Consider the following 22,326-nt stretch of genomic DNA (forward strand, 5'->3'; position numbering starts at 1 on the left):
GCCAGATCGAGATCAGCGACCACGATTATGAGTGGCCCGGTATCGGCGTGGTTTCGGTTACGGGCACGACGCTGATCGGGCTTCCGCTGGGCGTCGATTATTACCCTTACGCGGACATCAGCGCGCGGGGCGACACCGCGCCGACGTTCGGCGCGACCGACACCTATGCCGACGCGATCAACAGCGCGGCAAATCCGCTGCGCATCTACTTGAACCAGAAAGTCCTCGTCCCCGCCTTGGGCAATCCGGACCAGACCGGCGAGGCCGGCGGCGGTGGCTTCGGCGGCGGCTTTGGAGACGTACCGGCATGAGCGACTATTACTGGCCCGACGAGGGGCTGACACCCTTCGCGGTCGAGTTCTATCTCCAGCCGCACACCGGACGCTCGCAAAGCCCGTTCACGCGCCAGCAGAAAACATATGGCCTCTCCGGCCCGCTCTGGGTGGCGAGCTTCCAAGTCCGTGGCGGCTATGACGGAGCGCCCGGGCTTACCGGTGTCGGGCGGGCGATGGATGCCCTGCTTGCACGGCTTCAGGGCGGGCAACACCGCTGCGGGCTTTGGGATTTCCGCCGGCCAGAGATGTACGGGCTGAACGTCGAGGCCATGGGCAATGTCGCCGCTTCGAAGGGCGCGGTGACGATGACGCTCACCGGCCTTGTCGCTGGCGAGACGGTTCTGGCCGGCGACTATATCGGCGGGGACGGCAGGCCGCACATCATCACCGAAGACGTCGAGGTCGCGGTGGACGGAACCGCTGTGGTCGGTTTCGAGCCCGCGATCAATATCGACATGGGGACGGACTCAGTGATCCCCGGCAAGCCCGTCGGCTGGTTCCGGCTCACCTCCGATGAGGCCGGGGCCAATGCCGTGCAGGTCGGCGATGCCGTGGTCTACAGCCTCGAATTTATCGAGGACCCGCTTTTCGCGCCGCCCGAAGAACCCCTGACCACCCTGCTGATCGGCGGGATCGCGATCCTTATCGGCGATACTCTGGAGATTCCGTAATGCCGCAAGAGCTTTACTCCGCGACCATCGCCGGGAACCTAGACGGGACCGAGCGGCTGTGGCTGGGCGACGATACGCTCCCTTATTATCTGACCCTCAACCGGCTGGTCTACAAGAACACGTCCAATCGCTATTTCCTGACCGGCCCGCTGCACATCGACAGCGGGGCGGGCGGCGTGATCTACCTTGGCGACATCGCAGCGCCGTTCTCGATTACGTTTGATGACGCGGGTGGGGAGGTCCTATTTAAGAGCCCATCCTCGTTCATCTTGCAGGCGGACAGCGGCTCTATGCTGTCGAGCAACGGGGTCACGGAATACGTGGGCTGGGATAGCTCTGGTATCAGGGTAAGAGGGCTCAAAATTGCCGACACCAATTTCTCCCACTATTTGACCGTCGCAGTCGGCTCCAACCTCACCGCCAATCGCACCTTCACCCTGACGACCGGCAACGCTGACCGGACGCTGGACATGTCGATCGGGAGCATCACGTTCAGCATCGACGGGACGCTCGCCGGCAATAGCGACGCCATCGTTCCGACCCAGAAGGCGGTCAAGACCTACGTCGATGCGGCCGTCACCGGGCTCATGGATTTCAAAGGCAGCACGGACTGTTCCGGCAATCCGAACTATCCTGCCGCCTCCAAGGGCGATGCCTATGTGGTCAGCGTGGCAGGCAAGATCGGCGGCGCATCCGGCACCTCGGTCGACGTCGGCGATGTCTATGTCGCCTCTGCTGACAATGCGGGCGGCACGCAGGCTTCGGTCGGCACGTCGTGGTTTGTCCTCGAACACAACCTCGCGGGCGTGCTGCTGGCGAGCGGGCTTGGCTCGGTCACTCAAGCGTGGGACGCTGACCTTGACGCGGCGGCGGCGAGCGGGCTTGCCGCGGCATGGTCCGCCACAACTCCGACGCCGACCGCATTCTCCGGCACCTTCACCACCGTCTCGGCCAACGTGCACGCGGTGAAGATCGGCAAGATCGTCCACTTCAACGCCACCGTGACGATCACCACCAACGGAACGGCGGCCGGTTTCATCGACGTTGCGTTGCCCTATGCGTCGGCCAACACCACATTCCCCCATGCGTTCGGGGGCAAGGAGGTCGGCGTGACCGGCACCATGATCTCAGGCGCCATCCTGAACAACAGCACGACGCTTCGGATCAGCAAATATGACGGCACCTATCCGGGCGCGACCGGGCACATCCTCGTCATCAGCGGCACCTACGAGGCCGCCTAGCAACAAGGCCCGCGCTTCGCTATTCAACTCCGATGAAGGTCGCACTCTCAATCCCCTGCCACGGCGACCCGAAACACGACTTCGCGCTCTGCCTCGCCCGCCTCATCAACTTCACGAAGGACAAAGCGCCGCCGCTTCAACTGGAAATCTTCACCTCGCGGTCGGCCAACATATTCCAGTCCCGGCAATGGCTTGTCGACTGGGCGCGGAAATGGGGCGCGGACTACATGCTCTGGATGGACGCTGACCACACGTTCCACCCAGGCTCGTTGCTCAAGCTGCTGAACCGACAAGTGGATGTCGTCGGGGCGATCTTCCGGCGACGGCAAGAGGCGATCATGTCGAACGCCGCGCTGCTTACTGACACGGGCTGGGTGCCTGTTTTCCCAAGCGCAGAGAAAGCGCGGGCGGACGAGATGGAGGAAGTCCACCGCCTCGGGCTTGGCTTCGTGCTGATGCGAATGGACGCGCTGGCGAAAGCTGCTCCGCCGCTGTTCGAGGGCGGGTCCGAGATGAGTGAGGATGTCTCGCTGTGCGACAAGCTACGCGCGGCCGGCGTCAAGATCTACGTCGACCACTGGCTTTCGATGGACATGGGCCATGTTCATGAAACTGTGCTAAGATTTCCGGCCAAGACCATCGCGGTCCCGATACCCAACTAGCTCACCCTCACCGTCCAATTCCAACAGGCTGCTTCGGCGGCCTTTCTGCCGTGAAAGGAGACTGACCATGCGTACCGTATCCGACCGCGAGCGCTTTGCCGACATGGGCGTCGAGCTGGGCGAGGTGAGCCTCGGCTTGCAGGCATCGTCCGCACCGCCTCAAGGGCCGCAGCCCCCGCCTCCCCCGCCGGGGCCGGGCACGCCAACTCCTCCATCTCCACCGCCCAGCCCGCCTGAAGTTCCTGGCGGCCCGTGACATGCAGACCGAGGAAGTCCTCTACTTCGCCGCGATCCTTGTGATCGGCGTCCCGGCTGCTCTGCGGCTCGGGGCATGGCGGCTGCACGTCCGCAATCCCACGGCCTTAGCGATGGTCGTGACGTGGTTCATCGGCCGGGCGATCTATGAAGAGATGGGCTTCGTGACGATGAAGGCGAGAGTCGGTTTCGACATCATCGTCATCGCGGCCATGTTCGTGAAAAACGACTGGCATAAAGGCAGCTACAAGACGGCGCTGTGCCAGTTTGTCGCGTTCGTCTGGTTTGAACGCAGCCCGTGGGACCGGGCCATCCTCGCCATGTTCCCGGCGGTGTGGATCTTCTATTTCCCGATGATCGATCCCAAGCCGCAATACTGGATTCTCTACGGTCTGAGCTTCGCGCAATTAGCGCTCGCCGGATGGGAGAGCCTTTCCACTATGGGACGGACGGCCAACCGCTCCCATGCTGACACGCCGGAGCATCCACCGCCCCGGCTTGATTTTAGCATGGGGCGAGGGGCGTATGGATGAACTCGCACGCTTCCTTGCATCGCTTTGGTCCGTCGAGACGCCCGCGTTCGCGGTGGCGGTTGGCGGAGCGGTGTGGCTTTTCAAGACGTGGCCCTACTGGAAACAGCGGATCAACGATGCGCGCAAGATCGAGCTGGACGCGCACGCGGGCATCCGGGGCGATTTGCTTGAGCGCATCCGTTCGCTCGAAACCCGATGCGATGCTGAGCCCGCGCGCCTTGACGCCGCGATCATGGCTGAGCGTCATCGGTGTGAAGGTGAAATGACAGACATGCGCCGCGACTTTGAAAAGCGGATCGAGGAGCTGATGCGGATCATCACGCAGAACAGCCAGTCCACCGCGCAATATCTCGGGCTTGGTCCGCACGAGCCAGATGGGGAGCGGGACAGATGACGGCCGACCGGCATGGGAAGGGTGGGAACGGGTCGTGAGCGAGAGCTGGACGCTCGAAACGCTGAAGACCCACTTCGACGGGTTGCGCGAGGCCGACCAGAAGGCGGTGAACACTGCGCTGGCGTCCGCGAAGGAGGCTGTGCAGGCGGCCCTCACGGCTTCGGAAAAAGCCATCCTGAAAGCCGAGAATGCCGCCGACAAGCGGGCCGAGGCATCGAACGAAATCCGCGCCGCGATGATCGACCAGCAAAAGAACTTCTCGAACAAGGCCCAGACCGATCTGCAGTTCGCCGCCGTGACGCAGCGACTGGAGGTGATCGAGAAGGCCAGCGCTTCCGACCGGGGCAAGTCAGCGGGCTTTGGTCAGCTCGCGGGGATCATCACCATCATCATCGCCGCCGTGGGATCGCTGCTCGGCATGTTTTTCCTCATCCGTGGAGCAGCGCAATGACCCGCCCTCGTCAAGCTGGAGCGGTGTGGTCAGGCGGCGATCTGGTCGGCGCGAATGTAGATCGGCGGGGGCGGAAGCTTGGCAAGCGTGCGGGCGTAGATTTCCGTGATCGCCATGCACTCTTCTCGACAGGCCCGACACAGACGGTCGATCTCAAGAGGGTGTCGAGCCCCATCAATCAGGGACTTATACTTCTCACCGACGGCCTTCGTGTAGCGACGCGCGTTCGCCAGCAGCTCTTCGCGGATTCCGGCGCAGGGATCGGTCAGTTCGATCTTGGGCAAGTCGCTCGCAACCATCCCCCATCCTTACCCGAAAACCCCTCCCTTTTTCAAGCCGCAAACCGGAGTGAACTGATATGCTGCCCATCGTGAACCTGACAATTCATTGCGCCGCAACACGCGAAGGCCAGAACGTCACTGCCGCCCAGCTCAATGCGGTGGCGGCGCAGCGCTTTGGTCCGGGCTCAAAGTCCTACCACTGGATCGTGCTGCTCGACGGCACGAAGGTCCGCAACATCCCGGACAACGTCCGCGGCATTCACGTCGCTGGTGGCAACACCGGAAATGTGGGCGTCGTTTATGTCGGCGGCGTCGCGACCGATGGCAAGACGCCGAAGGACACGCGGACCGATGCGCAGAAGAAGTCCCTGCGCGAACTGGTGGACGAGTACCGGGCGAAATATCCTGGCATCACCGTTCGCGGGCATCGCGACTGGCCGGGGGTGAACAAAGCTTGTCCCAGCTTCAGCGTAGCCGACTGGCTCGCCGGAACCGCGACATCTGCCCCGTCTACCCATTCCCGCCCGCGCACCCTTCGCAAAGGCGACAGCGGCGAGGATGTGAAGGCGCTCCAGCGCGAGCTTAACATCCCTGACGACGGCATTTTTGGCCCGGCAACGGAGGCAAAGCTGAAGGCTGTTCAGCTCGTCAAGGGGCTGGTTGCGGACGGCATCGCGGGGCCGGCAACATATGCGGCGTTGGGGCTATGAGAAAGCAGGGCTGGCTCGCCGACCTGTTCGCAGGCCCAAACAACGAAAGCTGGGATCTGGGCCGCATCCTGTCCTTCCTCGCCATGCTCCCGCTGTTCGCGTCGGCGGCGTCGAATTTCTGGCGCGGCGAGACGATCGACGTTTCATCGCTCGGTGTCGGCATCGCCGCTGTGGTGACGGCCTGCGCCGTGCTGATCGCGGCCAAGGACTTCACGAACACAAACGCCATTTCGCAGGCCAAGCAGGACGAGACGGCGGCTGTCACGGCGGACAAGAAGCCAGCGCCTGCCTCAAACGTGACGGTGAATATCGAGCCGCCTGACGGAGAAGGGCCATGACCGCCTTCATCGCATTCGCAATGCGCAACTGGAAGCTGGTCGGCATCGGCCTGCTCGTCATCGCGTTCGGTATCACGCTGGCGATCAAGAACGGGCAGATTAGCTCCCGCGACCGGACAATCGAGAAGCAGGGCGGGCAGATCGTCGCTCTGCAACGCGACCTCACGCAATGCCGCGCCAACAAAGTGGCGCTGGAAAACGGGATCAGGGCCCAGAATGAGGCCGTAGAGGCCGCCAGAGCCGCAGGGGCGTCACGGCTCGCCGAACTGGAAAGAAGCGCTGTGGCGGCCCGCGCAGCCGCCCAGGCGGCCAATGCGAGGGCTGCGGCGATCCTCGCGCGTCGGCCTGGTGCCAATCAGTGCGCGGATGCTTTGGATTTAATACGGGAGCAATGACAATGACACAGCCTCAAATCGGCAAGCACCTCGCCACGTTCAATCTGTTCCGCGAGGCCGACGGCTCCCTCTGGATCACATGCGCGGAGGCTCGCGGCGTTCGGGAGGAACTCGGCGCCAGTGGCGCGCCTCTGTACCTTTGCACCATGCAGGCGCTTTACGCCGCCGTTGACGCGATGCGCACCCGAGAGCGTGAAGGAATTGCAGCATGATCCGCTTCACCCCCCTCCTGTTGCTGGCAGCCTGTGGATCGACCACGCTTCCCGAGCCAGTCATAAGAACTATTGAGGTCCGCGTGCCGTTCGACGACCCCGCTTGCGCCCGTGCCGCTGTCGAGCGCCTTGGGCCGTCACCCGCTTATCCGGATACCGACGAAGCGCTGCGGACGGCGCCCAACGTGTTCTCGGGCGTGCAGCTTCTAAAGGCAGGGCGGATACTCAGGATCGCCCGTGAGGCTGCGCTGGGCGGTGCGATTGCCGCTTGTGCTACGCGGCCAGCTCAGCCGTAGTTCAATCGTGGGGGAGGGTGGACAGCCTCGAAAATCTGTGATAGCGCCCATCCATCGCTTATTGCATTTTGGCGAGAAGATGGAGGCGACCATGCACCCCGGCGGCTAAAGCCCGCTCTTCCCGTTGCTTGTGACTAGCGGCCCCTCTTCGCTTCGGTGGACGGGGCCGCCTTCGTGTGTGGCCTCCCCCATCGTGGAAGCGTGCCGTCAGCCTTTGGGGGTGGGGAGGCTCTAGGACGACCAAGCCGCGAAAAGCACGAACGCCACCAACAGCGCCAGCCCGCCCAGCAGGAACGGCCACAACCCTAGCAGCCCGCCAAGGACTGCGCCGATGGCGGGCAGGACGGCCAGCGCCCCGAGATAGCCGAGGATGAAGATCGCGGGCAGAACGACGGCGAGGCGTAGCGCGATATAGGGTCCGTCACTCATCTTCATCTCACCTCGGCTATTTGGGTGGCTGTGCTCGTTGAGCAGCGTCGCGCATCCGACTGCTGACCCACTCTCGAATACTCAAATACTGTTGCGGCAGATGACCCGGCAAGGGCGGCTCGTCAGCGTCCAGGCGCATGAGCCTGATTTCCTCCTCGATGCCCGCGAGGGTGGGCTGCGACTTGCTCACCCCTCCCCTCCATCACCCGGCCCGCTCATCTCAACTCCGCGCGCGGCGATCCAGCCATTCGCGCGTCACCCACGAGGAACCACCTCCCCGTCATGCGGGAGGGTTGCACGCTCAACGATGTCGTCAAAGTCGATGTCCACCACGAAGCCGCCGCCGGGGATGTCGCGGGTTGAGACGTTCGGACCAGTGACGCCGAGCATCTTCTTTGTCACGGCATCCATACGCGCGGCCGCCTCCTCTCCCGTGTACCAATCGTCCGGATTGTCCTCCATCATTTTCTGAATGTAGGCGAAGTCTACTGGCTTTCCCATTTCAGCCTCTCCTTGGCGGCTCGGATACGCGAGTCGAGCGTGTTGCGGTGTATCTTCGATGCCCTCGAAGCGGCGCCAACCGTCCCATGCACGGCCAGCAAATGAAGCGCCTCGACTAGGACCGACAGGGGGCGCTCTTTGGCTTTGCGACCGAGCGGAGTCAGGGGGCCAGTGTGCGGCTTCTTCGCCCTCTGCGCCCGCAATTGCTCAACGCATTCGGCGCGCCGGGCATCCTTACTTCGCCTTTCATGGAACGCCCGCCCCGTGATCGGATATTTCCATGGGATGTTGAAGCGCTGGCGATACTCAATCTCGCCCATGTCGTGGGTACGGCGGGCATGGAGCAAGACCGCCTCATAAGACTTTCCGCATAGCAGGCAGACGACACGCTCGCCGCCAAGATGCGCCTCCATATCCTCTAGCGTCTCGAACGGCTGCGCGGGAAAGCCCGGCAACACGCGCGCGATCATGGCCCGGCGCCTGATTTCACTCGGGCTCACTAGATGCGCTCCCAAACGTTGTGATCGTCGGCCAGCGTGTCGATGAGGCGGAAGCCTTCCGTGCCGGGGATCTCCGCATCGAGTGAAAGCGGCCCGTACTTGGTCGGAAACATCTTCTGTACGCGCTTCGTCATCTCCTTGGCCGGCAACGTTAGATCGTCCTCGCTAAAGTCGCCGCACAGGATGCCGACGATCAAATCCTGGCAGATGTCAGCACGAAGCTCGGGATCGAGATACTTGGGCACCGCAGCGTTGACGCGCCTCATCAGCGCATGTTCCTCGCGCCCGGCGTCGTGGATCAGGAAGGGGTAGCAAATCGCGCCTGTTGGCTGCTGTGCTGGCTTGGGGGCGAAATACTGCCTGACAACGCCGGTTTCATCGCGCCACCTTTTGATGACGGGATAGGACACACCAAAGCGCTCGCTAAGGCGCGCGTTCGTCTCGCGGCCAGCCCACCGGGAAAAGCTTTCCGGAAGCGCCTTGATCTTGCCGCTGACCGGCGTGAAGCCAGCCTCGACGAACCAGCGCATGGCATGGTAGCGGCTGCAATCATAGCGCCCCATTGCCCACGCAATCGTCTTGCCCCCGGCCTCCTCTGCGAACCCGTCCGGCATGGGCTTTGGCGGCTCGCGCAGGCTTTCAAAAATGCGCCATCCGCCAGCGCCCATGTTGCGGCGGCGGTGCGTCACTTCCTGAACGCGCTCCAACATGATCGGGCGCTTGTAAGGAGGCATAAGCTCCCTGACATATTCGCGCAGGCCGGGCATCTCGTCCGTCACCTTCGGGTTGCCCAGAAGGCGCCCGGCGAACGACATAAGTGTTAGATGGGCAGGTGCTTTTTCCGGCCCGCAAAGCTGCGAATAATCAGGGTTCATGGCAAGGCGCTGAGTCATATCGGAGAACGTCGCCTCATGCTCCATGCCGGAAATCATGAAGTTCCACAGACGGTGCACTCGCCCAATCGAGAGGTTGCCACGGTAGAAAAGGAGCGGCCTCAGATACTCCTCGAAGCCGGGGCGGACGATCTTATCGGCAAGCTTGGCGAGCGGAACATGTTTCATCGGGAAATCTCTTCTGCGACATAGCGAACGACATGCTTAGCGGCGCGAACATTGGACGGCTTCACCGTCGAATATCGCGACCCCGGCATTCCCGTTGGCTCATCCCACCGACAGACATTCTCGAAAATCTCCCATGCGTACCGAGGAACGCGCGCTTTAAGACAGGCGAGGACGGCCAGTGATCGACTGTGATCGCGCCCGCCTCCGTCAACGGCGTGCGGCCTATAGCACCGGCTCCACAGGTCTGCACAGCGCGCGATGGCCTTGACATGCTGTGCCTCGAAAAAGCTCTCTGGGTCGTCCAGCCAAGTGTCGATCACATTGTGGTCGATATTCCGGCTGACTCGGAAGTGTCCGTATTCGTCATTGTCGTTGCCCGACATAGGAAGGTAAGCGCTGGTCGTGCGATAGCGGGCGTGCTGCTGTGCCTCACGCTGGACCGTGCCGCGCTCGACGGCGCGCACCTTCACTTTGAGCCTAGCGGCCATCGGTCAATTTGCCCCTTCAGAGTTAGCCATCAGATCACGCGGCATGAGAGCGCCTTTCACTGGTTTTCGAGGCCTGGAGCCAAACTAAGCCCTTGGCCGAAACCGCTTTATGCACTCCTTCCGGGCGCGCCACAACCTCTATAAAACCTAGCATAATCAATGCACCACCGGCGGGTTAGCCAAACGGGGTAGCCAAACACCTTCCTCTACCGCGTCCATCGCCTGATCGGCGCGCCGCGCTTGGTCCGCGTTCTTCGTATAGTGCGCCACCTCCGAATCGGTGCTGTGCCCGGTGATCGACTTGATGAGCTGGTTCGACAGGCCAAGCTCGGCCATCCTGCGCGATGCGGCCTTTCTGAGCCCGTGCGCGGCACAGTGCGGCAGGCCCGCCTTATTGCACTGCCTCCCGAACCAGTTGCCGAAGCTCTCCTTGGTGTAGGGCTTCCCGCGCTCGGACACGATGAAGGTCGGCTTTCCGGACGGGCAGGCCGCCGCCGCCTCCTTCAGCTTCGGGTGCATCCTGATCGACAGGAGCGCATCGGTCTTTAGCTGGCGCACCCTGACATAGCCGGGCTTCTCCGGATCTTCGCCCATGGCGGCCGCATCCGAGCGGCGCTGTGCGGTGTAGAGGAAGATCGCCAGCGCGAGGCGGGCTTTCGAACCTATTTTGTGAAAACGTTCGAACTGCGCGATTTCGGGCTCGGTCCATTCGTGGAAGCCGGACCCTGACACCTTCGGCCCCCTCACCGCCTTGGCCGGATTGTCGCGCCGCATCCCCATGAGGATCGCATAGTCGAACAGGGTCCGCAGCCGCTTCAGCAGGTTGCGGGCTGCCGATGGCGTGTCGCCCATCTTCTCCATGAGCTTCGCGATGTTCTTGGCCGTCATGGTCGCGACGCGCCGCTTGCCGTAGACATTGCGGAACCGCTCCAGCTCGCCTTTATAGGTGCGCCTGGTGCTTTCCTTCGGGATATTGCGCCATGCCGTCGAGCGGTAGAACTGGCTTATCAGGTCGTCGAATGTGCCCGGCGTGATTCGGTCGGCGCCGATGACGAGGTTGCCCGCCTTCCACGCCAGATACTCGGCCATGAACGCGTCCGTGCCCGGCTGCTCGGTGGCGTAGAGCGTCGGCAAGTCCTTCCGGCGGAAGCGGATGCGCAGGCCGCCGTGGCGGTCGCTGAAGCTGCTCGCATAGGGTGGCAGTTCCCGGTTCATTCGAGGGCGAGCCAAGTCAAGCACACCCAATTTGCGCCTTGGCGTCAGTGGCAGCGAAAACGCCGTGAAGGTCGGCTGCTGCGGATTTCCGCGCTGCCAGCGCTTCGTCCTTCGTGGCGAACATTCCTAGATAGAATTGCCTTCCGCCTTTTCCGATGTAGGCTTTCCATCTGCTCGACCGCGCATAGAATTTGACCCCCACCGCCATGGTGTTCATGCGATTTTCTGACCACGTAGCCTCGCGGAGGTTCGAAAACCGATTGTCGTCTCTCTGGCGATTTTTGTGGTCAAGGCACTCATCTGGCCAACACCCTGTCATATAGAACCAAGCGAGGCGGTGAGCGGAATACCTGTTCTGCCCGATCTTGATGAAACGGTAGCCCTTAGCGTGAATGATGCCAGCGACATCGCCTGCTCTACACCCGCCACGGCGACCAACCTTCCACCGGAAAACGCCGGTTTCGGGGCAGTAGTCCAAAAGCTCGCGGAGTTTTTCGGTTGTCAGCATGTCTGCCCTCATTCCAAATCGGCCCATTCGTCATTGTCATGCACCGGCTTTCCGGACTTGGGCAATATCTCGATTTCGCCGTTCGCCCGAATGACGACACGGCCAAGCACCTGCCCCGTGGCGAGGAAGCCAGAGACGGCGCGCTTGATGTCCGCCTGAGTGAACCGAGCGGGCCTACCCACCGCCCACCCCCTGCAGCGCGGCGTCTTGGTCCAACCCCGGCTTGGCGGATTTCTTCCGTGCCGCCTCAAGGACGAGCGTCATCGTGTCCGGGCCAGCCTCGCAGACCAGCCATCCCCAATTCATGATCCGGCGGAGCAATTCGGCGCGCGGCATTTTCTCGGCCTTGGCGAAGGCTGTCACGCGGGCAAACGTCCTCGGCGTGACGTGCATCACCATTTGACGCGAGCGCGCTTCACCGGGCGGCTTGGGCTTTGCGCCGCTCATTGGGTCGCCCCTCGCTTTTGCTGGGCCGGGAAGCCGTGTGCCTGTCCCCAGATGTCCACCATTTGCTGCATGAGCGTTTCCAGCAATCCTTCGGGGTCGTTTGCCTCGCATTTTTCGGACACCGCCTTGTGCACTTCGACGACCGCCGTGCAGGCTCCGCAAAGCACGCCGTAGAAGGTGCCGAGCGTGCCAAGAACCTGATCGTCCTCTTCCTCGGCAAGGTCGATATAGATGTCGCGCAGGATGAAGCGCGCTTTGTTGGTGAGCGCATGGAAACGAGCGCTGTGTTCGATGTCGTCCATCACCCCCGCCCCCTGCTGCTCGCAAAGTCGAGCTGTTCGCGCACCTGCTCAGCCGTCAGAAACACCCTGAACCCGTTGGCGATCGACCACGTTCTGCTGAACGCCCGCTCCTTTGCGTCCAGAGCTGCGAGCCTCGATACCAGGGACGCGCGTTCAGCAGCCCAGCGGTCCAGCCTCGCGGACGCCATGTCGGCGATTGGTGAGGGGATCATGCTGCCCTCGCGCGCAATGCTGCGGCTGTCAGGGCAAGGGCGGGAGTGGCTGCGACTGCCTCCGAATACTGGCCCACCAAAATGTCAGTGATCCAAGTTTCGCCTTTGCCGTATGTGACAGAATCGAAGTCAGGGCTTTCCACGCGAACGAAGCAAAGGCCCGGTACGCGCTCCACCTTTTTGCGAGGACCGCGCACCATCCATTCCCAGCCCTCCGGCACGAGCGACATGGCGGCGTCGAGAGAGGCGGTGTAATGCAGGACGGAATAAGCATTCGCCATTTCGGCGGTCTGGTCGGGCCACCGTTCCAGCCACTCCGGCAGGGTCAGTCCGACCGATTCCTTGTGCGCCGGGCGAGGGCGGTTTTGGTGCCAGTCGTCGGCCGTGTACTCGGCATCGGGCGGGCAGACTGCGCACCAGATCAGGGCATCAATCTCCCGATCCGCCCCAGAAGCAGCCTCAACCCTCTCGGCCAGTGCAAGCAGTTCCGTCACGATTTCTCTCCTCCACACTGCAGTTCGATATTAACCCCATCATGATCGTCGAGCGGTGTCCCGGCTGCGCTGGCGAGGGTGTGGGGGTCGGTGAGGGCTTCATCGATCGCGCTCAGGGCGTCGTCATAAGCCGCGATGTATGCGAGCACTTCTGCATCATCGACCGTGCCGACATTCGGGCCGCTGAAATTGGTGTACGAGGACACCATGACATCCCGGTCATCGGCGATCACCTCGCGGCATTTGCGCAACGCCGCTCGCAGCCGCTCGATCCGGGCTTGGGATGGGTGGTCTGGTGCGGGCCCTTCGGACGGGATGTGCGTGGCGCCACGTTTCGCCAAATCCAACAGCGATTGAGCATCGGCGACAAAGGACGCTCCCAACATCTCCTTGCCCTTATTGATGAAGCGCTCCCAGCGCATGATCAGATCAGCATCGAGCTGCGCCAAAGCCCTCGCCGCAATCTCAACAGCAGCCATCATCGTCTCTCCTGACAAACCAGAGGAAGCCCTTCACGGCGAGGAAGCCGACGATCAGGATCAGTGCGATTGTGCCAGTGCTCATTTGCTCAGTTCTTTCAGGACGGCTAAGAGCTTCGCGCGCTCATCTGGTGTTATGTGTCTTATACTCCTCCGCGTCTGGATTCCGCGCCACCAATCGGCCACGATGCGCTTCCAGGCGATGGGGCCGTACAGGCAGTTCAGGCACCAGCGCACCCCTCGCCAACCGCCTGAGGTTCGGTACACGAAGCGCCAATAGGCCGGGCCGTGCTTCATGTGATCAAATCCTCCTTTGCGTCCGTGACACGGATGTGGGCGGGCTCAATCCTGATGCCGACATACAGACCGGCAGTAGGGGCCAGCGTGAAGATGCGGTTAATCAGTTCGCCGATATCGGCAGCCGCCCTGTTCCGCTTCGCCAAGTCCCTGGGGACCGGGATCATGATGACACCGCCACTACGACAAGAACGACCAGCACCACTACGAAGAGGCAGCCGTAAGTCGGGGCTGACGTATAGCCCTCCGGGTTCCAGCCATATTTCTCCCAGCCGCTCATCGCCCCGCGTCCGACCGCACCACATCAACCGGCTGGGGCTGGAGGGCGGCTTGAAACGTGTCGCGGTAGTTCTGCCAGCCGTCCGCCATCGCGACGGAATCAATGCCGCGCCAGGCTTCGGCTTCTTCATCGGGAGGGCCTTCGGGAAACCGGGCGTCCACGAAGCCGTCGCGATAGCCCTGTCGATATGCCTCACTTCCGGCATCTTCGACGCTCGATGATGGCATTTTGGTGAGGGCCTTGGCATCATTGATTGCGCAAAACAGGAAGTCCCCTCGCTCGCATAGGCGGACTCGGACGACATCAATAATTGCTTGATCCAGCAGCTTCCATGCTGCGTCCAGATTCTCAGCCTCCGGGGCGGCGAGACGCGTGAGGAGGGCGGCTGCTTCGTGGCAATCCGCTGCCGTGATGCCTCTAGGAATGTAGTTTGCGGGGTCCTCACTTCCCAGCCCGCGAGTGCTGGACCGCAGCTTAGCGATCAGCCGCATCACGTCCTCGGCCATAGCGGCGGGGGGTGCTGCGTCGTGCATTGCGCGAACACGGCGCATAAGTTCGTTGCGGCTCGCTCCGTCAACATCGTGAGCGAAGGCCCATGCGGTAATTTCCTGCTCAATCGCATCTACGCTCGGCATCACCCTTGCTCCTCATCCGCCCGCCGAGCTGCCTCGTTGAGCCGTGCTTTGGCGATGGCGGCGAGCGCACGCGCATTGTTCTTGCGAAAGAATTCCTGCGCCTGGGAATCGCTGCCATAGCGGGTGCTTTCGCGCTTCATTTCGCGTTCCAGCGCCTCCAGCAGATCAGGAGCGGCGGATATCAGGGCGGCGTTGGCCTGCAATTCTTCACCGCTGGTCCGGTCGCCAGAAGCGCCCAAGGTGCCAGCAGACCGGTACGTCCACCCGCCTTCGATCATGACGGAAAACCGATTGTTGCTGCCGGTCTCGTCGAGCGCGTAGACCGTGCGGCCTGAGAGGCTCCAAGGCCCCGGTGTATGCTCGCTCACGGCTCTTTCCTTTCGTGCAGATTGATTGCCTCATCGACGCGGCGGGAAAACGCCGCATGATCCTGGCTCAGCCGTCGCGCCGACACGTCGAACAGGACGAGGCCGACAAGGGCTGAAACAGCGGCGGGCGGGTTGTTGGTTGGGCGGTTCACAGCTTCCACCGCGGATGTCCGATTTGCGCGCATTCCTCGCGCGACAGCTTGAAGGTGCGGCCGTTTTGGAGGGTGTAGTATCCGCCCTCACCGCCTTTGCCGATTGCTGTGCCGCTCACCACCGGAGACGCCTTGTTGGCAGCAATGAATGCCTCGGCGCCGGTTTCGACCGATTTGTCGCTCATCTCGTCATCTCCAAAATCAGCGCCCAGACCGAGACCCCAGCCACCAGGCCGAGCGCGATCAACGAGCAGAAAAGCATCCTCGGGCTGGTCATTTCGCCACCCTTTCTGCCCGGCGCTTGGCCCGGTATCTAATGTCGCGCGCGACGCGCAGAGCGTTGTTGCAGGTTCTGCATTCTCGGGTTGGCACCCACGGGATGAGGTTGTCGCCTGAAAGGACGTGGCCGCGCGGACAGTGGGTTTTGCGAGTGTTGAAAAATCGCCTTTTGCTGATCGCGTCTCGGATGTTTTCCGATTGCGTCCCCCACCAAAGATGAGCCGGATTGCAGCAGATCGGATTGTCGCAGGAGTGGCAGGCGAAGTGCTGATCGGATGGGCGATCGCGCCCCGCTATGGTAAGCGAAACCCTTGTGGCGAGAATCTTGACGCGGTTGATCATAGCCGAGCCATATCCCTCGCGGCTCGTCGACCCAGTCCACGGCCAGCATTCATCATCTCCACGCTTGTCGACGCGAGACCAAAATCCCTCGATGACGGCTTGACTAAGCGACCCGCTCACGGCGTCACCAGCCACGCGCCGTAGAACGCGACCCCGTACAGAAGGATGAGGAACGCCCAGGCATAGGGTCGAAGCGCTTCACGCAGACTTGCGCGGGGCACCGGCTCATCGAGATGGACGGGCGGATTGATGCCGCGGTCACCGTTGCGCTTCATGCTGCTCGCCTTTTCTGCTGGCTGTAAATCGCTGGCCGATCCCGCTCCCATTCGTAGACCGGCATCACCTCGCCGCAGGACGCGCAGTACCGATCCGGGCCGAGCGGGGTGTCGCAGCCGTGACAAAGCGTCTCGATCATGTCTTCGAGACTGGCTTTGTGGGCGCTCAACAGCTTGAAGGCCGGGTTGGGGGAGGAGGGGGTCTTAATCATCGCCCCGCGCCTCCTGATACGCGAGCGACCTCAGGGCGGCTGACAGCAGTGCCAGCGTACGCGTGGCTCCGGTTCCGGTAGCCCCCAGACGGTTCTCGTCGAAAAATGCGGCGCGCACCCCAGTCTCACCAACGGCGAAGCGCAGGGTCCGCATCCTCTCTTCAGGGACGAGCGTTATCGCGGCATCCAGTGACGCCGTGAAAGACCTGAGCGGCCCGACATACCCATCCTTATCCGCTGGCCCGAGACGGCCTTTGTAGGGGCTGTCGTCGCAAAGCTTGCGGAAGCGCTCATCACGCTCACCGGGATAGATCGCATCCCAAATCTCGCATTCGAGAGCATAGGATGGCCCGCTCGCCGCCTCGACTTTGGCAGCCAGTTCGAGAAGCCCGTACGCCATTACTCCCTCTCCCCCGCATTGGGGTGGGCGGGTGCGTTCTGTGCGATGCCTTCGGCCCGCGCCCTAGTCGCTGCGCTCCCGGAGCCCTGCGGTCTCCGCCCATTCGGGTGACGGTCGCTATCGCTGGCGCGCATCAGAACGGCGCCTCGAAATGCTCGACCGTCTCACCTGCGATCTGCGGCTCGTCGGCGATGTTGGTTTTCAGGCCAAAGAACTCGGCGAAATACTCGTCGATTTCCTCGTCGGTCGCCGGGCGGACGCTGTGCTGCTGGAAGTGGTTCTGGTGCAGTTCGCCGTTCGACTTGCGAAGGCCAGCATTGCCCGACTGCGACAGTTTCACGACCAAGCCGGGCCGCGCGTCATACTGGACAGGGACCAGAGCGCTGCCGATCACGAAGGGCTCGCGGGCGAGATAGTCCACGCTCACCGCGCGTTTCGGCACGGGGATGCGTTCATCCAGAAGCGCCTCCATCAGGGCGTGAACGTGGCGCTCCTGACAGCCAAAGTCGGCCACCGCCAGAACGCGGCGAACATCGTTGGCGCGCTTGCTCAGCAGCGTGCCATCGTCCGGGAGCGGCTTCTTGTAGCCGGCCTTCTCCGCCCATTCTGCGGTCAGGCGCTTCACGGTGGCGATGCGCTCGGTTACGTCAATTTTCACGGTCGCTCTCCTTGCGCGATGGGATTGAAGCGGGAACCGGCGAGACGCGGCACGCGGCTCGATGCCGTAGGCACGAAAGCCCGGTCGGCTTGCCGACGCGCCGAAATAGTGTGGGACTTCATGATGGTAAGCCGGTGAGACGTGCGTGGAGCCGGTCGCTATCGCGTCTCCCGGTGGCCATCCACGGCAGATGCTTGATGGAAACCACCCGCAGGGCTGGCATATCGATTGTGATCGTGCTGTTCCGGGGCCCGACGATGATTGTGACCGGCGCGGTTGCCCCAAAGAAAGCACTGTCGTTCTCATTGAGCAGCCGGATTGCGTTGCCCGGCGGCACGCCAAGGTGAGCCAATTCCATCGCGACCAGCAGCCGCCGAACCTCGGCGCATCCAAAATAGTGGGTCTTGCCCACTCCGGGCTTTGAGGTTGCGCCCAGCCTGATCAGATGCCTGACCTGCGCGATCAGCGCCGTCACCCGCGTCAGGCTTGGGTCGTAAAGCTCTACGAACACAGGGACCAATTCGGCGAACGTGCAGCGCGGGTTATCGGTCATCTCATCTTCTCCTTCGACCCCGGACGCGGGGAGGAAATGCGGGGGGTGTTGCTGTCGTTCTGGCTCAGTTGAACAGGGCCTCCACGACCTTGCGCAGCTTCCAAGAGTCGGTGAGGTTTTTCGCCAGATGGGCCTGCATCGCCTTGCCGATCTCGACCGGCGCCCCGCGAACCATGTCGGTCGCAGCGGTCACGAACGCTTCCTTGTTCGCTTCCAGTTCGGCCTTGATCTCGGGGATGATTTCGTTCGCGACAAACTCCTGCACCGCCTTCTTGACGGCCTCAGGAAGCTCCCATCCGAACTGGCGCTTGACGCCCTCCAGAAGCGCGTCGCGGACGGTCGCGCGCACCGCTTCCTTGTTGTCCTCCAGCACGGAGGTGAAGAACTCTTCGTTGAGGCCGTCCGACATATCGCGCTCCCAATCTGGGGGCGGGGACCGGCGAGGGGACATTAGGGGAAGGGTGCCGGCCCCGCCTTGCCACCGTGTTCAGCTTTTCCGAACGATATGTCAAGCCCCTCGGTTCAAAAAAATTGAACGCAGGGGTTCGCGCCCTCTGAACGAAGGCGTCAGCTCAGAATCGGGGGAGGGTCAGCCGGTCGCTTGGTCGGCGGTCTGATCGGGCTCACCGCTGCCGGCCTCGCCCATGAACGGGATCGCGACCATGGACTTCACGGCCACGCGCATTTGCTTGAGGGCGTTGGCGTCGGCGGGATGCAGGAGTAGCTCAAACGGCTGTAAGTTAAGCGCTTTTGCTACATCGTTCAGGACATCGCGATTGTAGCGCTGCTTGCCGGTCACAAGGTCCGAGACCTTCGCCTTGGGATAGTCGGTCTCGCGCGAGAGGAATGCCTGGGTTTTCCTCAGCGAGGCCAGCCACTCTTTGAGATACCAGTCCTGCATGTCCAGATTGTACGGAACACGCATTCGGAAGGCGTTCCGTAAAAACTGAACCGGACCGGCTTGACAAGCGTTCAGAAATCCTGAACTATGTCCAGCCATGATGACACTCGCCAAATATCGCGACCTGCACAAGCTCACGCTGGAGCAGTTCGGCGCCCTTATCGGCAAGAGCAAGGGCCACATTCACGCGATTGAGCGGAGCAACCAATGCTCGGCAAAGGTCGCTCTGGATATTGAGCGCGTCACCGATAACGCGATCAACGCGGCAACGCTGAACAATGAGATCGCCGCCGCCCGCCGAGTTGCAGCATGACCGCCAACCCCATCGCGAGCGGGCAGGGGGCGTTGTCTCATCAGGCGAGTACGGTGCTGCGCCTCATCACCCTTGCCGCGAATACCGGCGAGCCGTGCCCGTCCAACAACACGCTGGTCGGTGCGCTCGGATGTTCCAGTGTGTCCGGACCCCCGAAGCTCCTCGACCGGCTCGTCAAGTTGGGCTTCATCAAAATTGAGCGAGGGAGCCAAGCGCGCGTGGTCACGATCCTCGCGACCGGCAAGCGGACGGCTGGCGTAATCAAGGCGCCGCACTTCAGCGCTGGCAAGGGTAAGCCGAAGCAGAGGGCTCCTTACCGGCCCCGCTCTCTGGATTGGGTCCCGCCGAAAAACGACGCGCGCGATCTGGTCCACGTCCATCGCGAGCCGTGTCCCCGCTGCGGCACCCGCGCCGATCATGGCTGCGCACACTCCGGTTCGCGCCTTGCGATGGAGATGTCGCTGTGAGTTTGTGGCTCGCCATTCCCCTGACCCTCGCCATCCCGCTCGGCCTCATCGCCGCAGCCATAGCCCTGTCCGGTCCTCATCGCGCTCCCGATGCGGTGGAGGATGCTGACCGTGCAGTCGCCGAGACTGAGCGGCCGGCACCTCAGCAAGTCCGCGTCCTGCATCCCGACGGCCACTGGCTGGCATACGAGCAAGGTCCCGCCGATCTGGTCCGTGATGATGCCTCTGTCCATGCGGGGAGGCTGTAATGGCGAGCCCGGACACTGTCGTTCCGAAACCGCAGGCGCTCACGGAAGATCAATTCCACGCGCGCTTCCTGCAGGCCCTGTCGCGGCTCATCTCCAATCATGGGGACGGGCAGGTGGCCTTGTGGCTCGGCGTCACCCGTCGCCAGCTCGCCAACATCAAGGGCGGAAGCCTGCCGACAGCCGACAAGATATGGAACCTGCTCGTTCACGACGACAGCGCCCACGACGAGATAGACCGCAGCTACGGCCATCGCAAGGTGCCCGAGAACGCCATCTGCAGCACGGACACCATCGCCGCGCGCATGGCCTCCCTGCTCACCCGGGCGATCGAGGCGGAGCATCCTGACAGCCCGGGCGGACCCGAAGTCATCCTGCAGGAAATCCTCGGCATGGACGAGCCCGTGATGCGCGACGTTCACCGCCGGCTCGGCAACTGGCTGGCGCGGATCGAGGACTATCGCGCGCCGACGATGAGGAGCGTGGCATGAAGTACACCCCCCTCGACCAGCGCCCGCCGAAAGAGCGCCGCGACTTCCTCATCTACTATGCCCGCGTGATGCTGCGCGAGGCCCATGCCCGCCGTGGCTCCAAGGGCAACGACTGGATGCTGCGCGGGGCCGCCCGGGCGCGTCGTGAAGCCGCTGCCATCGATGTGCGGCCGGCACAGGGGGCGTTGTTCACAGCAGAGAGCCACACCCCCGCGCGGATCAGGGGAGGGGGTGAGGGGTGAGTGAGCATGTCATCATTGGGCGCGCCACGCTCCTTTGCGGTGATGCGCTCGAACTCATCCCGACGATTGCGCCGATTGACCACGTCATCAGCGATCCGCCCTACGAGGATGAATTGCACAAGGCGATTGGCCGCATCCGCCGGAACGATGGCCAAGCGATGATCGAGGATCTTGGCTTCGAGGGCATCAACGCCGTTCGCGGCGAGGTCGCACGGCTCTGCGTGGAGGCATCGCAAGGCTGGCTCATCCTGTTCACGCTGGCGGAAGGCGTGCGGGCATGGCGCGATGATATTCAGGCGGCGGGCGGCAAATACGATACCTGCTTGGCATGGGTGAAGCCGGACTCCGCACCGCGCTTCAACGGGCAGGGTGCCGCGAGGGGCTTTGAATGCGCCGTCACGGCATGGTGCAACACCGGCTACCGCTCATGGCGCGGTGGCGGAAAGCGCGGCGTCTACACCCATTGCGTCAACGGCCCAGAGCGCACCGGCCTGCATCCAACTGAGAAGCCGCGCCGCCTGATGGCCGAGATCGTCAACGATTTCACGTTCCCAGAGCAGACGATTTTGGACCCGTTCATGGGGAGCGGCACGACCGGAGTCGCAGCCGTCATGGCTGGCCGTAGCTTCTGGGGCATCGAGAAAGACCCGGCTCATTTCGCGCTCGCCTGCCGTCGCATCGAGGACGCCCAGCGCCAAGGCTCTCTGTTCGGAGCAGCAGCATGATCCACCAGCCCCCGCCCGACGCCGATTTGATCGAGCCGACCTTCAACCACGGCCAAGAGTGGCCCGACGACATCGAGGAAGCCTTCGTCGTGCTCGGCATGGAAAACGCCGCACCGACCTATCGCGTCCAGTTTTATGTTGAGGGGCTGCTGGCGACGATCCGGGCCTTCGAGGCCGAGCGTGACGAGATGCTGGTCCGCGAAGTTCTGCAAGGCTTGGCAGCATGAACGCCCCTCCCGCCGACATGATCGAATATATCAACCGCCGCATCGCGCTCGTGGACGGGCTTAGCGACGCCCTCGCCGCACGCAAGGCTCGCCGTCCCGCAAACCATGCTCGATCGATCAAAGCAGCTCAGACCAGACGGGTGAATGGGATGGCGCATATCCGAGGAGAATTATCGTGACCGACCGACTGGCCGCATTCGAGGCAGCCAAGCGCGACCTCAAGGCCCGCTTCTACGATCAATGGCAAGCCATGTGTGCCGACATGCAAAGCGATCTGAACGAGATCGACCGGCGCTATTGGGCCGGCGAGACCGAACCGTTCGCGCCCATGAAGAAGGCCGCCTGACATGGAGCGCTTGGATCTGACGCGCATCCAGATCGAGGCCATCGCCGCGCATCTGCGTGACGCCTTGGACGATGACGAGCGCGCCTATCTCGATACGCTGGAGGGTGAATCGGACCTGTTCGAGTGGGTCCGCCGCCTGCTCGGCAAGATCGAGGATGACGAGGGCCATGCCGCCGCATTGAGCGAGCAGATCGCGGATCGGACAGCGAGAAAGAACCGGGCCGGCGAGCGCATCAAATCGTCCCGCGAGGCCATCACGGCTCTACTGGAATGCGCCAAGCTGGACAAGCTCGTCCTGCCAGAGGCCACCCTTTCGGTTCGCGACACCGCCGACAAGCTGGTGGTCAACGATCCCGCCGCCGTGCCCGACGAATATGTCGAGCAAATCCCCAAGCCCGTCATGGAAAAGATCAAGGCCGACTTCACCACGACAACCCCCGATTTGCCCAACTGGCTTCGCGTCGAGCCGGGCAGAACCTCCCTGACAATCCGGAGGAAGTAGCGACGC

45 protein-coding genes are annotated in these 22,326 nt (G+C 62.7%); 21 read left to right on the top strand and 24 right to left on the bottom strand.

What is annotated here, in order from left to right; translation table 11 throughout:
* The 7 genes from AC3XYG_RS41320 to AC3XYG_RS41350 form a co-directional block, all read left to right on the top strand.
* Nucleotides 1-311 (top strand): hypothetical protein (locus tag AC3XYG_RS41320; RefSeq protein ID WP_489145738.1); only part of this gene is annotated, 311 nt, incomplete at its 5' end.
* Nucleotides 308-1,006 (top strand): hypothetical protein, encoded by a 699-nt coding sequence (locus AC3XYG_RS41325; RefSeq protein ID WP_489145739.1) that lies wholly within the window; start codon nucleotides 308-310, stop codon nucleotides 1,004-1,006. The genes AC3XYG_RS41320 and AC3XYG_RS41325, both read left to right, overlap by 4 nt.
* A complete protein-coding gene (locus AC3XYG_RS41330; RefSeq protein ID WP_489145740.1) occupies nucleotides 1,006-2,247 on the top strand; it encodes a hypothetical protein in 1,242 nt (413 codons plus the stop codon). Before AC3XYG_RS41325 ends, AC3XYG_RS41330 begins: the two co-directional genes overlap by 1 nt.
* Before the next feature lie 32 nt (nucleotides 2,248-2,279).
* The gene (locus AC3XYG_RS41335) at nucleotides 2,280-2,909 is read left to right on the top strand and encodes a glycosyltransferase family protein (protein WP_489145741.1); all 630 of its coding nucleotides are present in this window, start codon (nucleotides 2,280-2,282) and stop codon (nucleotides 2,907-2,909) included.
* A 257-nt stretch (nucleotides 2,910-3,166) separates the two neighbouring features.
* Nucleotides 3,167-3,697, top strand: coding sequence for a hypothetical protein (locus AC3XYG_RS41340; protein ID WP_489145742.1), 531 nt, complete (start codon nucleotides 3,167-3,169; stop codon nucleotides 3,695-3,697).
* Nucleotides 3,690-4,091: a hypothetical protein gene (locus tag AC3XYG_RS41345; RefSeq protein ID WP_489145743.1), complete on the top strand. Its 402-nt coding sequence runs from the start codon at nucleotides 3,690-3,692 to the stop codon at nucleotides 4,089-4,091. Before AC3XYG_RS41340 ends, AC3XYG_RS41345 begins: the two co-directional genes overlap by 8 nt.
* 34 nt (nucleotides 4,092-4,125) lie before the next feature.
* The gene (locus AC3XYG_RS41350; protein WP_489145744.1) at nucleotides 4,126-4,542 is read left to right on the top strand and encodes a hypothetical protein; all 417 of its coding nucleotides are present in this window, start codon (nucleotides 4,126-4,128) and stop codon (nucleotides 4,540-4,542) included.
* 29 nt (nucleotides 4,543-4,571) lie between these two features.
* Here the strand turns inward: AC3XYG_RS41350 and AC3XYG_RS41355 are convergent, their stop codons facing one another.
* Nucleotides 4,572-4,841: a hypothetical protein gene (locus tag AC3XYG_RS41355; protein WP_489145745.1), complete on the bottom strand. Its 270-nt coding sequence runs from the start codon at nucleotides 4,839-4,841 to the stop codon at nucleotides 4,572-4,574.
* Between the two features lie 59 nt (nucleotides 4,842-4,900).
* Here AC3XYG_RS41355 and AC3XYG_RS41360 point away from each other — a divergent pair, with 59 nt between their 5' ends.
* Genes AC3XYG_RS41360 through AC3XYG_RS41380 form a run of 5 tightly spaced genes read left to right on the top strand, consistent with a single transcriptional unit; the run spans nucleotide 4,901 to nucleotide 6,774 of the window.
* Entirely contained in the window at nucleotides 4,901-5,533 is a 633-nt protein-coding gene (locus AC3XYG_RS41360) for a peptidoglycan recognition protein family protein (protein ID WP_489145746.1), read from the top strand.
* Nucleotides 5,530-5,871 carry a hypothetical protein gene (locus AC3XYG_RS41365; protein ID WP_489145747.1) on the top strand — a complete coding sequence of 114 codons (342 nt, stop codon included), beginning with the start codon at nucleotides 5,530-5,532 and terminating at the stop codon, nucleotides 5,869-5,871. The genes AC3XYG_RS41360 and AC3XYG_RS41365 overlap by 4 nt, the downstream gene beginning before the upstream one ends.
* Nucleotides 5,868-6,266, top strand: coding sequence for a hypothetical protein (locus AC3XYG_RS41370; protein WP_489145748.1), 399 nt, complete (start codon nucleotides 5,868-5,870; stop codon nucleotides 6,264-6,266). Before AC3XYG_RS41365 ends, AC3XYG_RS41370 begins: the two co-directional genes overlap by 4 nt.
* A gap of 2 nt (nucleotides 6,267-6,268) precedes the next feature.
* Nucleotides 6,269-6,478, top strand: coding sequence for a hypothetical protein (locus AC3XYG_RS41375; protein WP_489145749.1), 210 nt, complete (start codon nucleotides 6,269-6,271; stop codon nucleotides 6,476-6,478).
* Complete coding sequence (locus AC3XYG_RS41380) at nucleotides 6,475-6,774, top strand: hypothetical protein (protein WP_489145750.1); 300 nt, start codon at nucleotides 6,475-6,477, stop codon at nucleotides 6,772-6,774. The genes AC3XYG_RS41375 and AC3XYG_RS41380 overlap by 4 nt, the downstream gene beginning before the upstream one ends.
* A 231-nt stretch (nucleotides 6,775-7,005) precedes the next feature.
* Here the strand turns inward: AC3XYG_RS41380 and AC3XYG_RS41385 are convergent, their stop codons facing one another.
* From AC3XYG_RS41385 to AC3XYG_RS41495, 23 genes are all read right to left on the bottom strand, one after another.
* Nucleotides 7,006-7,203: a hypothetical protein gene (locus tag AC3XYG_RS41385; protein ID WP_489145751.1), complete on the bottom strand. Its 198-nt coding sequence runs from the start codon at nucleotides 7,201-7,203 to the stop codon at nucleotides 7,006-7,008.
* Between the two features lie 16 nt (nucleotides 7,204-7,219).
* Nucleotides 7,220-7,393, bottom strand: a complete 174-nt coding sequence (locus AC3XYG_RS41390) for a hypothetical protein (RefSeq protein WP_489145752.1) — start codon at nucleotides 7,391-7,393, stop codon at nucleotides 7,220-7,222.
* 65 nt (nucleotides 7,394-7,458) lie between these two features.
* A complete protein-coding gene (locus AC3XYG_RS41395; protein ID WP_489145753.1) occupies nucleotides 7,459-7,704 on the bottom strand; it encodes a hypothetical protein in 246 nt (81 codons plus the stop codon).
* Nucleotides 7,689-8,174: a MucR family transcriptional regulator gene (locus AC3XYG_RS41400; RefSeq protein ID WP_489145754.1), complete on the bottom strand. Its 486-nt coding sequence runs from the start codon at nucleotides 8,172-8,174 to the stop codon at nucleotides 7,689-7,691. The genes AC3XYG_RS41395 and AC3XYG_RS41400 overlap by 16 nt, the downstream gene beginning before the upstream one ends.
* Nucleotides 8,175-8,203: 29 nt before the next feature.
* A complete protein-coding gene (locus tag AC3XYG_RS41405) occupies nucleotides 8,204-9,265 on the bottom strand; it encodes a hypothetical protein (RefSeq protein WP_489145755.1) in 1,062 nt (353 codons plus the stop codon).
* Nucleotides 9,262-9,753: a hypothetical protein gene (locus tag AC3XYG_RS41410; RefSeq protein WP_489145756.1), complete on the bottom strand. Its 492-nt coding sequence runs from the start codon at nucleotides 9,751-9,753 to the stop codon at nucleotides 9,262-9,264. The genes AC3XYG_RS41405 and AC3XYG_RS41410 overlap by 4 nt, the downstream gene beginning before the upstream one ends.
* A gap of 156 nt (nucleotides 9,754-9,909) precedes the next feature.
* Nucleotides 9,910-10,968, bottom strand: a complete 1,059-nt coding sequence (locus tag AC3XYG_RS41415; protein ID WP_489145757.1) for a tyrosine-type recombinase/integrase — start codon at nucleotides 10,966-10,968, stop codon at nucleotides 9,910-9,912.
* Nucleotides 10,969-10,984: 16 nt separating this feature from the next.
* On the bottom strand, nucleotides 10,985-11,476 hold the full coding sequence (locus AC3XYG_RS41420; RefSeq protein WP_489145758.1) for an HNH endonuclease signature motif containing protein: 492 nt from the start codon (nucleotides 11,474-11,476) through the stop codon (nucleotides 10,985-10,987).
* Nucleotides 11,477-11,650: 174 nt separating this feature from the next.
* Complete coding sequence (locus tag AC3XYG_RS41425; RefSeq protein WP_489145759.1) at nucleotides 11,651-11,923, bottom strand: hypothetical protein; 273 nt, start codon at nucleotides 11,921-11,923, stop codon at nucleotides 11,651-11,653.
* Entirely contained in the window at nucleotides 11,920-12,225 is a 306-nt protein-coding gene (locus AC3XYG_RS41430) for a hypothetical protein (protein ID WP_489145760.1), read from the bottom strand. The genes AC3XYG_RS41425 and AC3XYG_RS41430 overlap by 4 nt, the downstream gene beginning before the upstream one ends.
* Nucleotides 12,226-12,433: 208 nt before the next feature.
* On the bottom strand, nucleotides 12,434-12,931 hold the full coding sequence (locus AC3XYG_RS41435) for a hypothetical protein (RefSeq protein ID WP_489145761.1): 498 nt from the start codon (nucleotides 12,929-12,931) through the stop codon (nucleotides 12,434-12,436).
* A complete protein-coding gene (locus tag AC3XYG_RS41440) occupies nucleotides 12,928-13,413 on the bottom strand; it encodes a hypothetical protein (RefSeq protein WP_489145762.1) in 486 nt (161 codons plus the stop codon). The genes AC3XYG_RS41435 and AC3XYG_RS41440 overlap by 4 nt, the downstream gene beginning before the upstream one ends.
* A 570-nt stretch (nucleotides 13,414-13,983) precedes the next feature.
* On the bottom strand, nucleotides 13,984-14,622 hold the full coding sequence (locus AC3XYG_RS41445) for a hypothetical protein (RefSeq protein WP_489145763.1): 639 nt from the start codon (nucleotides 14,620-14,622) through the stop codon (nucleotides 13,984-13,986).
* Nucleotides 14,622-14,990: an XkdD/Y8K6 family phage-associated protein gene (locus tag AC3XYG_RS41450; protein WP_489145764.1), complete on the bottom strand. Its 369-nt coding sequence runs from the start codon at nucleotides 14,988-14,990 to the stop codon at nucleotides 14,622-14,624. The genes AC3XYG_RS41445 and AC3XYG_RS41450 overlap by 1 nt, the downstream gene beginning before the upstream one ends.
* Nucleotides 14,987-15,151 carry a hypothetical protein gene (locus tag AC3XYG_RS41455; RefSeq protein ID WP_489145765.1) on the bottom strand — a complete coding sequence of 55 codons (165 nt, stop codon included), beginning with the start codon at nucleotides 15,149-15,151 and terminating at the stop codon, nucleotides 14,987-14,989. The genes AC3XYG_RS41450 and AC3XYG_RS41455 overlap by 4 nt, the downstream gene beginning before the upstream one ends.
* Nucleotides 15,139-15,327 (bottom strand): hypothetical protein, encoded by a 189-nt coding sequence (locus tag AC3XYG_RS41460; RefSeq protein ID WP_489145766.1) that lies wholly within the window; start codon nucleotides 15,325-15,327, stop codon nucleotides 15,139-15,141. Before AC3XYG_RS41460 ends, AC3XYG_RS41455 begins: the two co-directional genes overlap by 13 nt.
* Nucleotides 15,328-15,879: 552 nt before the next feature.
* Nucleotides 15,880-16,038 (bottom strand): hypothetical protein, encoded by a 159-nt coding sequence (locus AC3XYG_RS41465; protein WP_489145767.1) that lies wholly within the window; start codon nucleotides 16,036-16,038, stop codon nucleotides 15,880-15,882.
* On the bottom strand, nucleotides 16,035-16,250 hold the full coding sequence (locus AC3XYG_RS41470) for a hypothetical protein (protein ID WP_489145768.1): 216 nt from the start codon (nucleotides 16,248-16,250) through the stop codon (nucleotides 16,035-16,037). The genes AC3XYG_RS41465 and AC3XYG_RS41470 overlap by 4 nt, the downstream gene beginning before the upstream one ends.
* Nucleotides 16,243-16,650 (bottom strand): hypothetical protein, encoded by a 408-nt coding sequence (locus tag AC3XYG_RS41475; protein ID WP_489145769.1) that lies wholly within the window; start codon nucleotides 16,648-16,650, stop codon nucleotides 16,243-16,245. The genes AC3XYG_RS41470 and AC3XYG_RS41475 overlap by 8 nt, the downstream gene beginning before the upstream one ends.
* A 133-nt stretch (nucleotides 16,651-16,783) precedes the next feature.
* Nucleotides 16,784-17,308, bottom strand: a complete 525-nt coding sequence (locus tag AC3XYG_RS41480) for a hypothetical protein (protein WP_489145770.1) — start codon at nucleotides 17,306-17,308, stop codon at nucleotides 16,784-16,786.
* Between the two features lie 118 nt (nucleotides 17,309-17,426).
* On the bottom strand, nucleotides 17,427-17,861 hold the full coding sequence (locus tag AC3XYG_RS41485) for a hypothetical protein (RefSeq protein WP_489145771.1): 435 nt from the start codon (nucleotides 17,859-17,861) through the stop codon (nucleotides 17,427-17,429).
* 64 nt (nucleotides 17,862-17,925) lie between these two features.
* On the bottom strand, nucleotides 17,926-18,270 hold the full coding sequence (locus tag AC3XYG_RS41490) for a hypothetical protein (protein ID WP_489145772.1): 345 nt from the start codon (nucleotides 18,268-18,270) through the stop codon (nucleotides 17,926-17,928).
* A gap of 180 nt (nucleotides 18,271-18,450) precedes the next feature.
* On the bottom strand, nucleotides 18,451-18,786 hold the full coding sequence (locus AC3XYG_RS41495) for a helix-turn-helix domain-containing protein (RefSeq protein WP_489145773.1): 336 nt from the start codon (nucleotides 18,784-18,786) through the stop codon (nucleotides 18,451-18,453).
* A gap of 73 nt (nucleotides 18,787-18,859) precedes the next feature.
* Between AC3XYG_RS41495 and AC3XYG_RS41500 the strand changes: the two genes are divergently transcribed.
* The 9 genes from AC3XYG_RS41500 (at nucleotide 18,860) to AC3XYG_RS41540 (ending at nucleotide 22,320) form a co-directional block, all read left to right on the top strand.
* Nucleotides 18,860-19,075: a helix-turn-helix domain-containing protein gene (locus AC3XYG_RS41500; RefSeq protein ID WP_489145774.1), complete on the top strand. Its 216-nt coding sequence runs from the start codon at nucleotides 18,860-18,862 to the stop codon at nucleotides 19,073-19,075.
* Nucleotides 19,072-19,542: a hypothetical protein gene (locus AC3XYG_RS41505; RefSeq protein ID WP_489145775.1), complete on the top strand. Its 471-nt coding sequence runs from the start codon at nucleotides 19,072-19,074 to the stop codon at nucleotides 19,540-19,542. The genes AC3XYG_RS41500 and AC3XYG_RS41505 overlap by 4 nt, the downstream gene beginning before the upstream one ends.
* Complete coding sequence (locus tag AC3XYG_RS41510; protein ID WP_489145776.1) at nucleotides 19,539-19,790, top strand: class I SAM-dependent methyltransferase; 252 nt, start codon at nucleotides 19,539-19,541, stop codon at nucleotides 19,788-19,790. Before AC3XYG_RS41505 ends, AC3XYG_RS41510 begins: the two co-directional genes overlap by 4 nt.
* Nucleotides 19,790-20,278, top strand: a complete 489-nt coding sequence (locus AC3XYG_RS41515) for a hypothetical protein (RefSeq protein ID WP_489145777.1) — start codon at nucleotides 19,790-19,792, stop codon at nucleotides 20,276-20,278. The genes AC3XYG_RS41510 and AC3XYG_RS41515 overlap by 1 nt, the downstream gene beginning before the upstream one ends.
* On the top strand, nucleotides 20,275-20,520 hold the full coding sequence (locus tag AC3XYG_RS41520; protein ID WP_489145778.1) for a hypothetical protein: 246 nt from the start codon (nucleotides 20,275-20,277) through the stop codon (nucleotides 20,518-20,520). The genes AC3XYG_RS41515 and AC3XYG_RS41520 overlap by 4 nt, the downstream gene beginning before the upstream one ends.
* Nucleotides 20,517-21,245 carry a DNA-methyltransferase gene (locus AC3XYG_RS41525; protein WP_489145779.1) on the top strand — a complete coding sequence of 243 codons (729 nt, stop codon included), beginning with the start codon at nucleotides 20,517-20,519 and terminating at the stop codon, nucleotides 21,243-21,245. Before AC3XYG_RS41520 ends, AC3XYG_RS41525 begins: the two co-directional genes overlap by 4 nt.
* On the top strand, nucleotides 21,242-21,472 hold the full coding sequence (locus AC3XYG_RS41530) for a hypothetical protein (RefSeq protein ID WP_489145780.1): 231 nt from the start codon (nucleotides 21,242-21,244) through the stop codon (nucleotides 21,470-21,472). The genes AC3XYG_RS41525 and AC3XYG_RS41530 overlap by 4 nt, the downstream gene beginning before the upstream one ends.
* A 175-nt stretch (nucleotides 21,473-21,647) precedes the next feature.
* Complete coding sequence (locus tag AC3XYG_RS41535; RefSeq protein ID WP_489145781.1) at nucleotides 21,648-21,818, top strand: hypothetical protein; 171 nt, start codon at nucleotides 21,648-21,650, stop codon at nucleotides 21,816-21,818.
* A gap of 1 nt (nucleotide 21,819) precedes the next feature.
* Nucleotides 21,820-22,320 (top strand): siphovirus Gp157 family protein, encoded by a 501-nt coding sequence (locus AC3XYG_RS41540; protein WP_489145782.1) that lies wholly within the window; start codon nucleotides 21,820-21,822, stop codon nucleotides 22,318-22,320.
* The last annotated feature ends 6 nt before the right edge of the window (nucleotides 22,321-22,326 follow it).

It is taken from the genome of Inquilinus sp. (assembly GCF_057815775.1).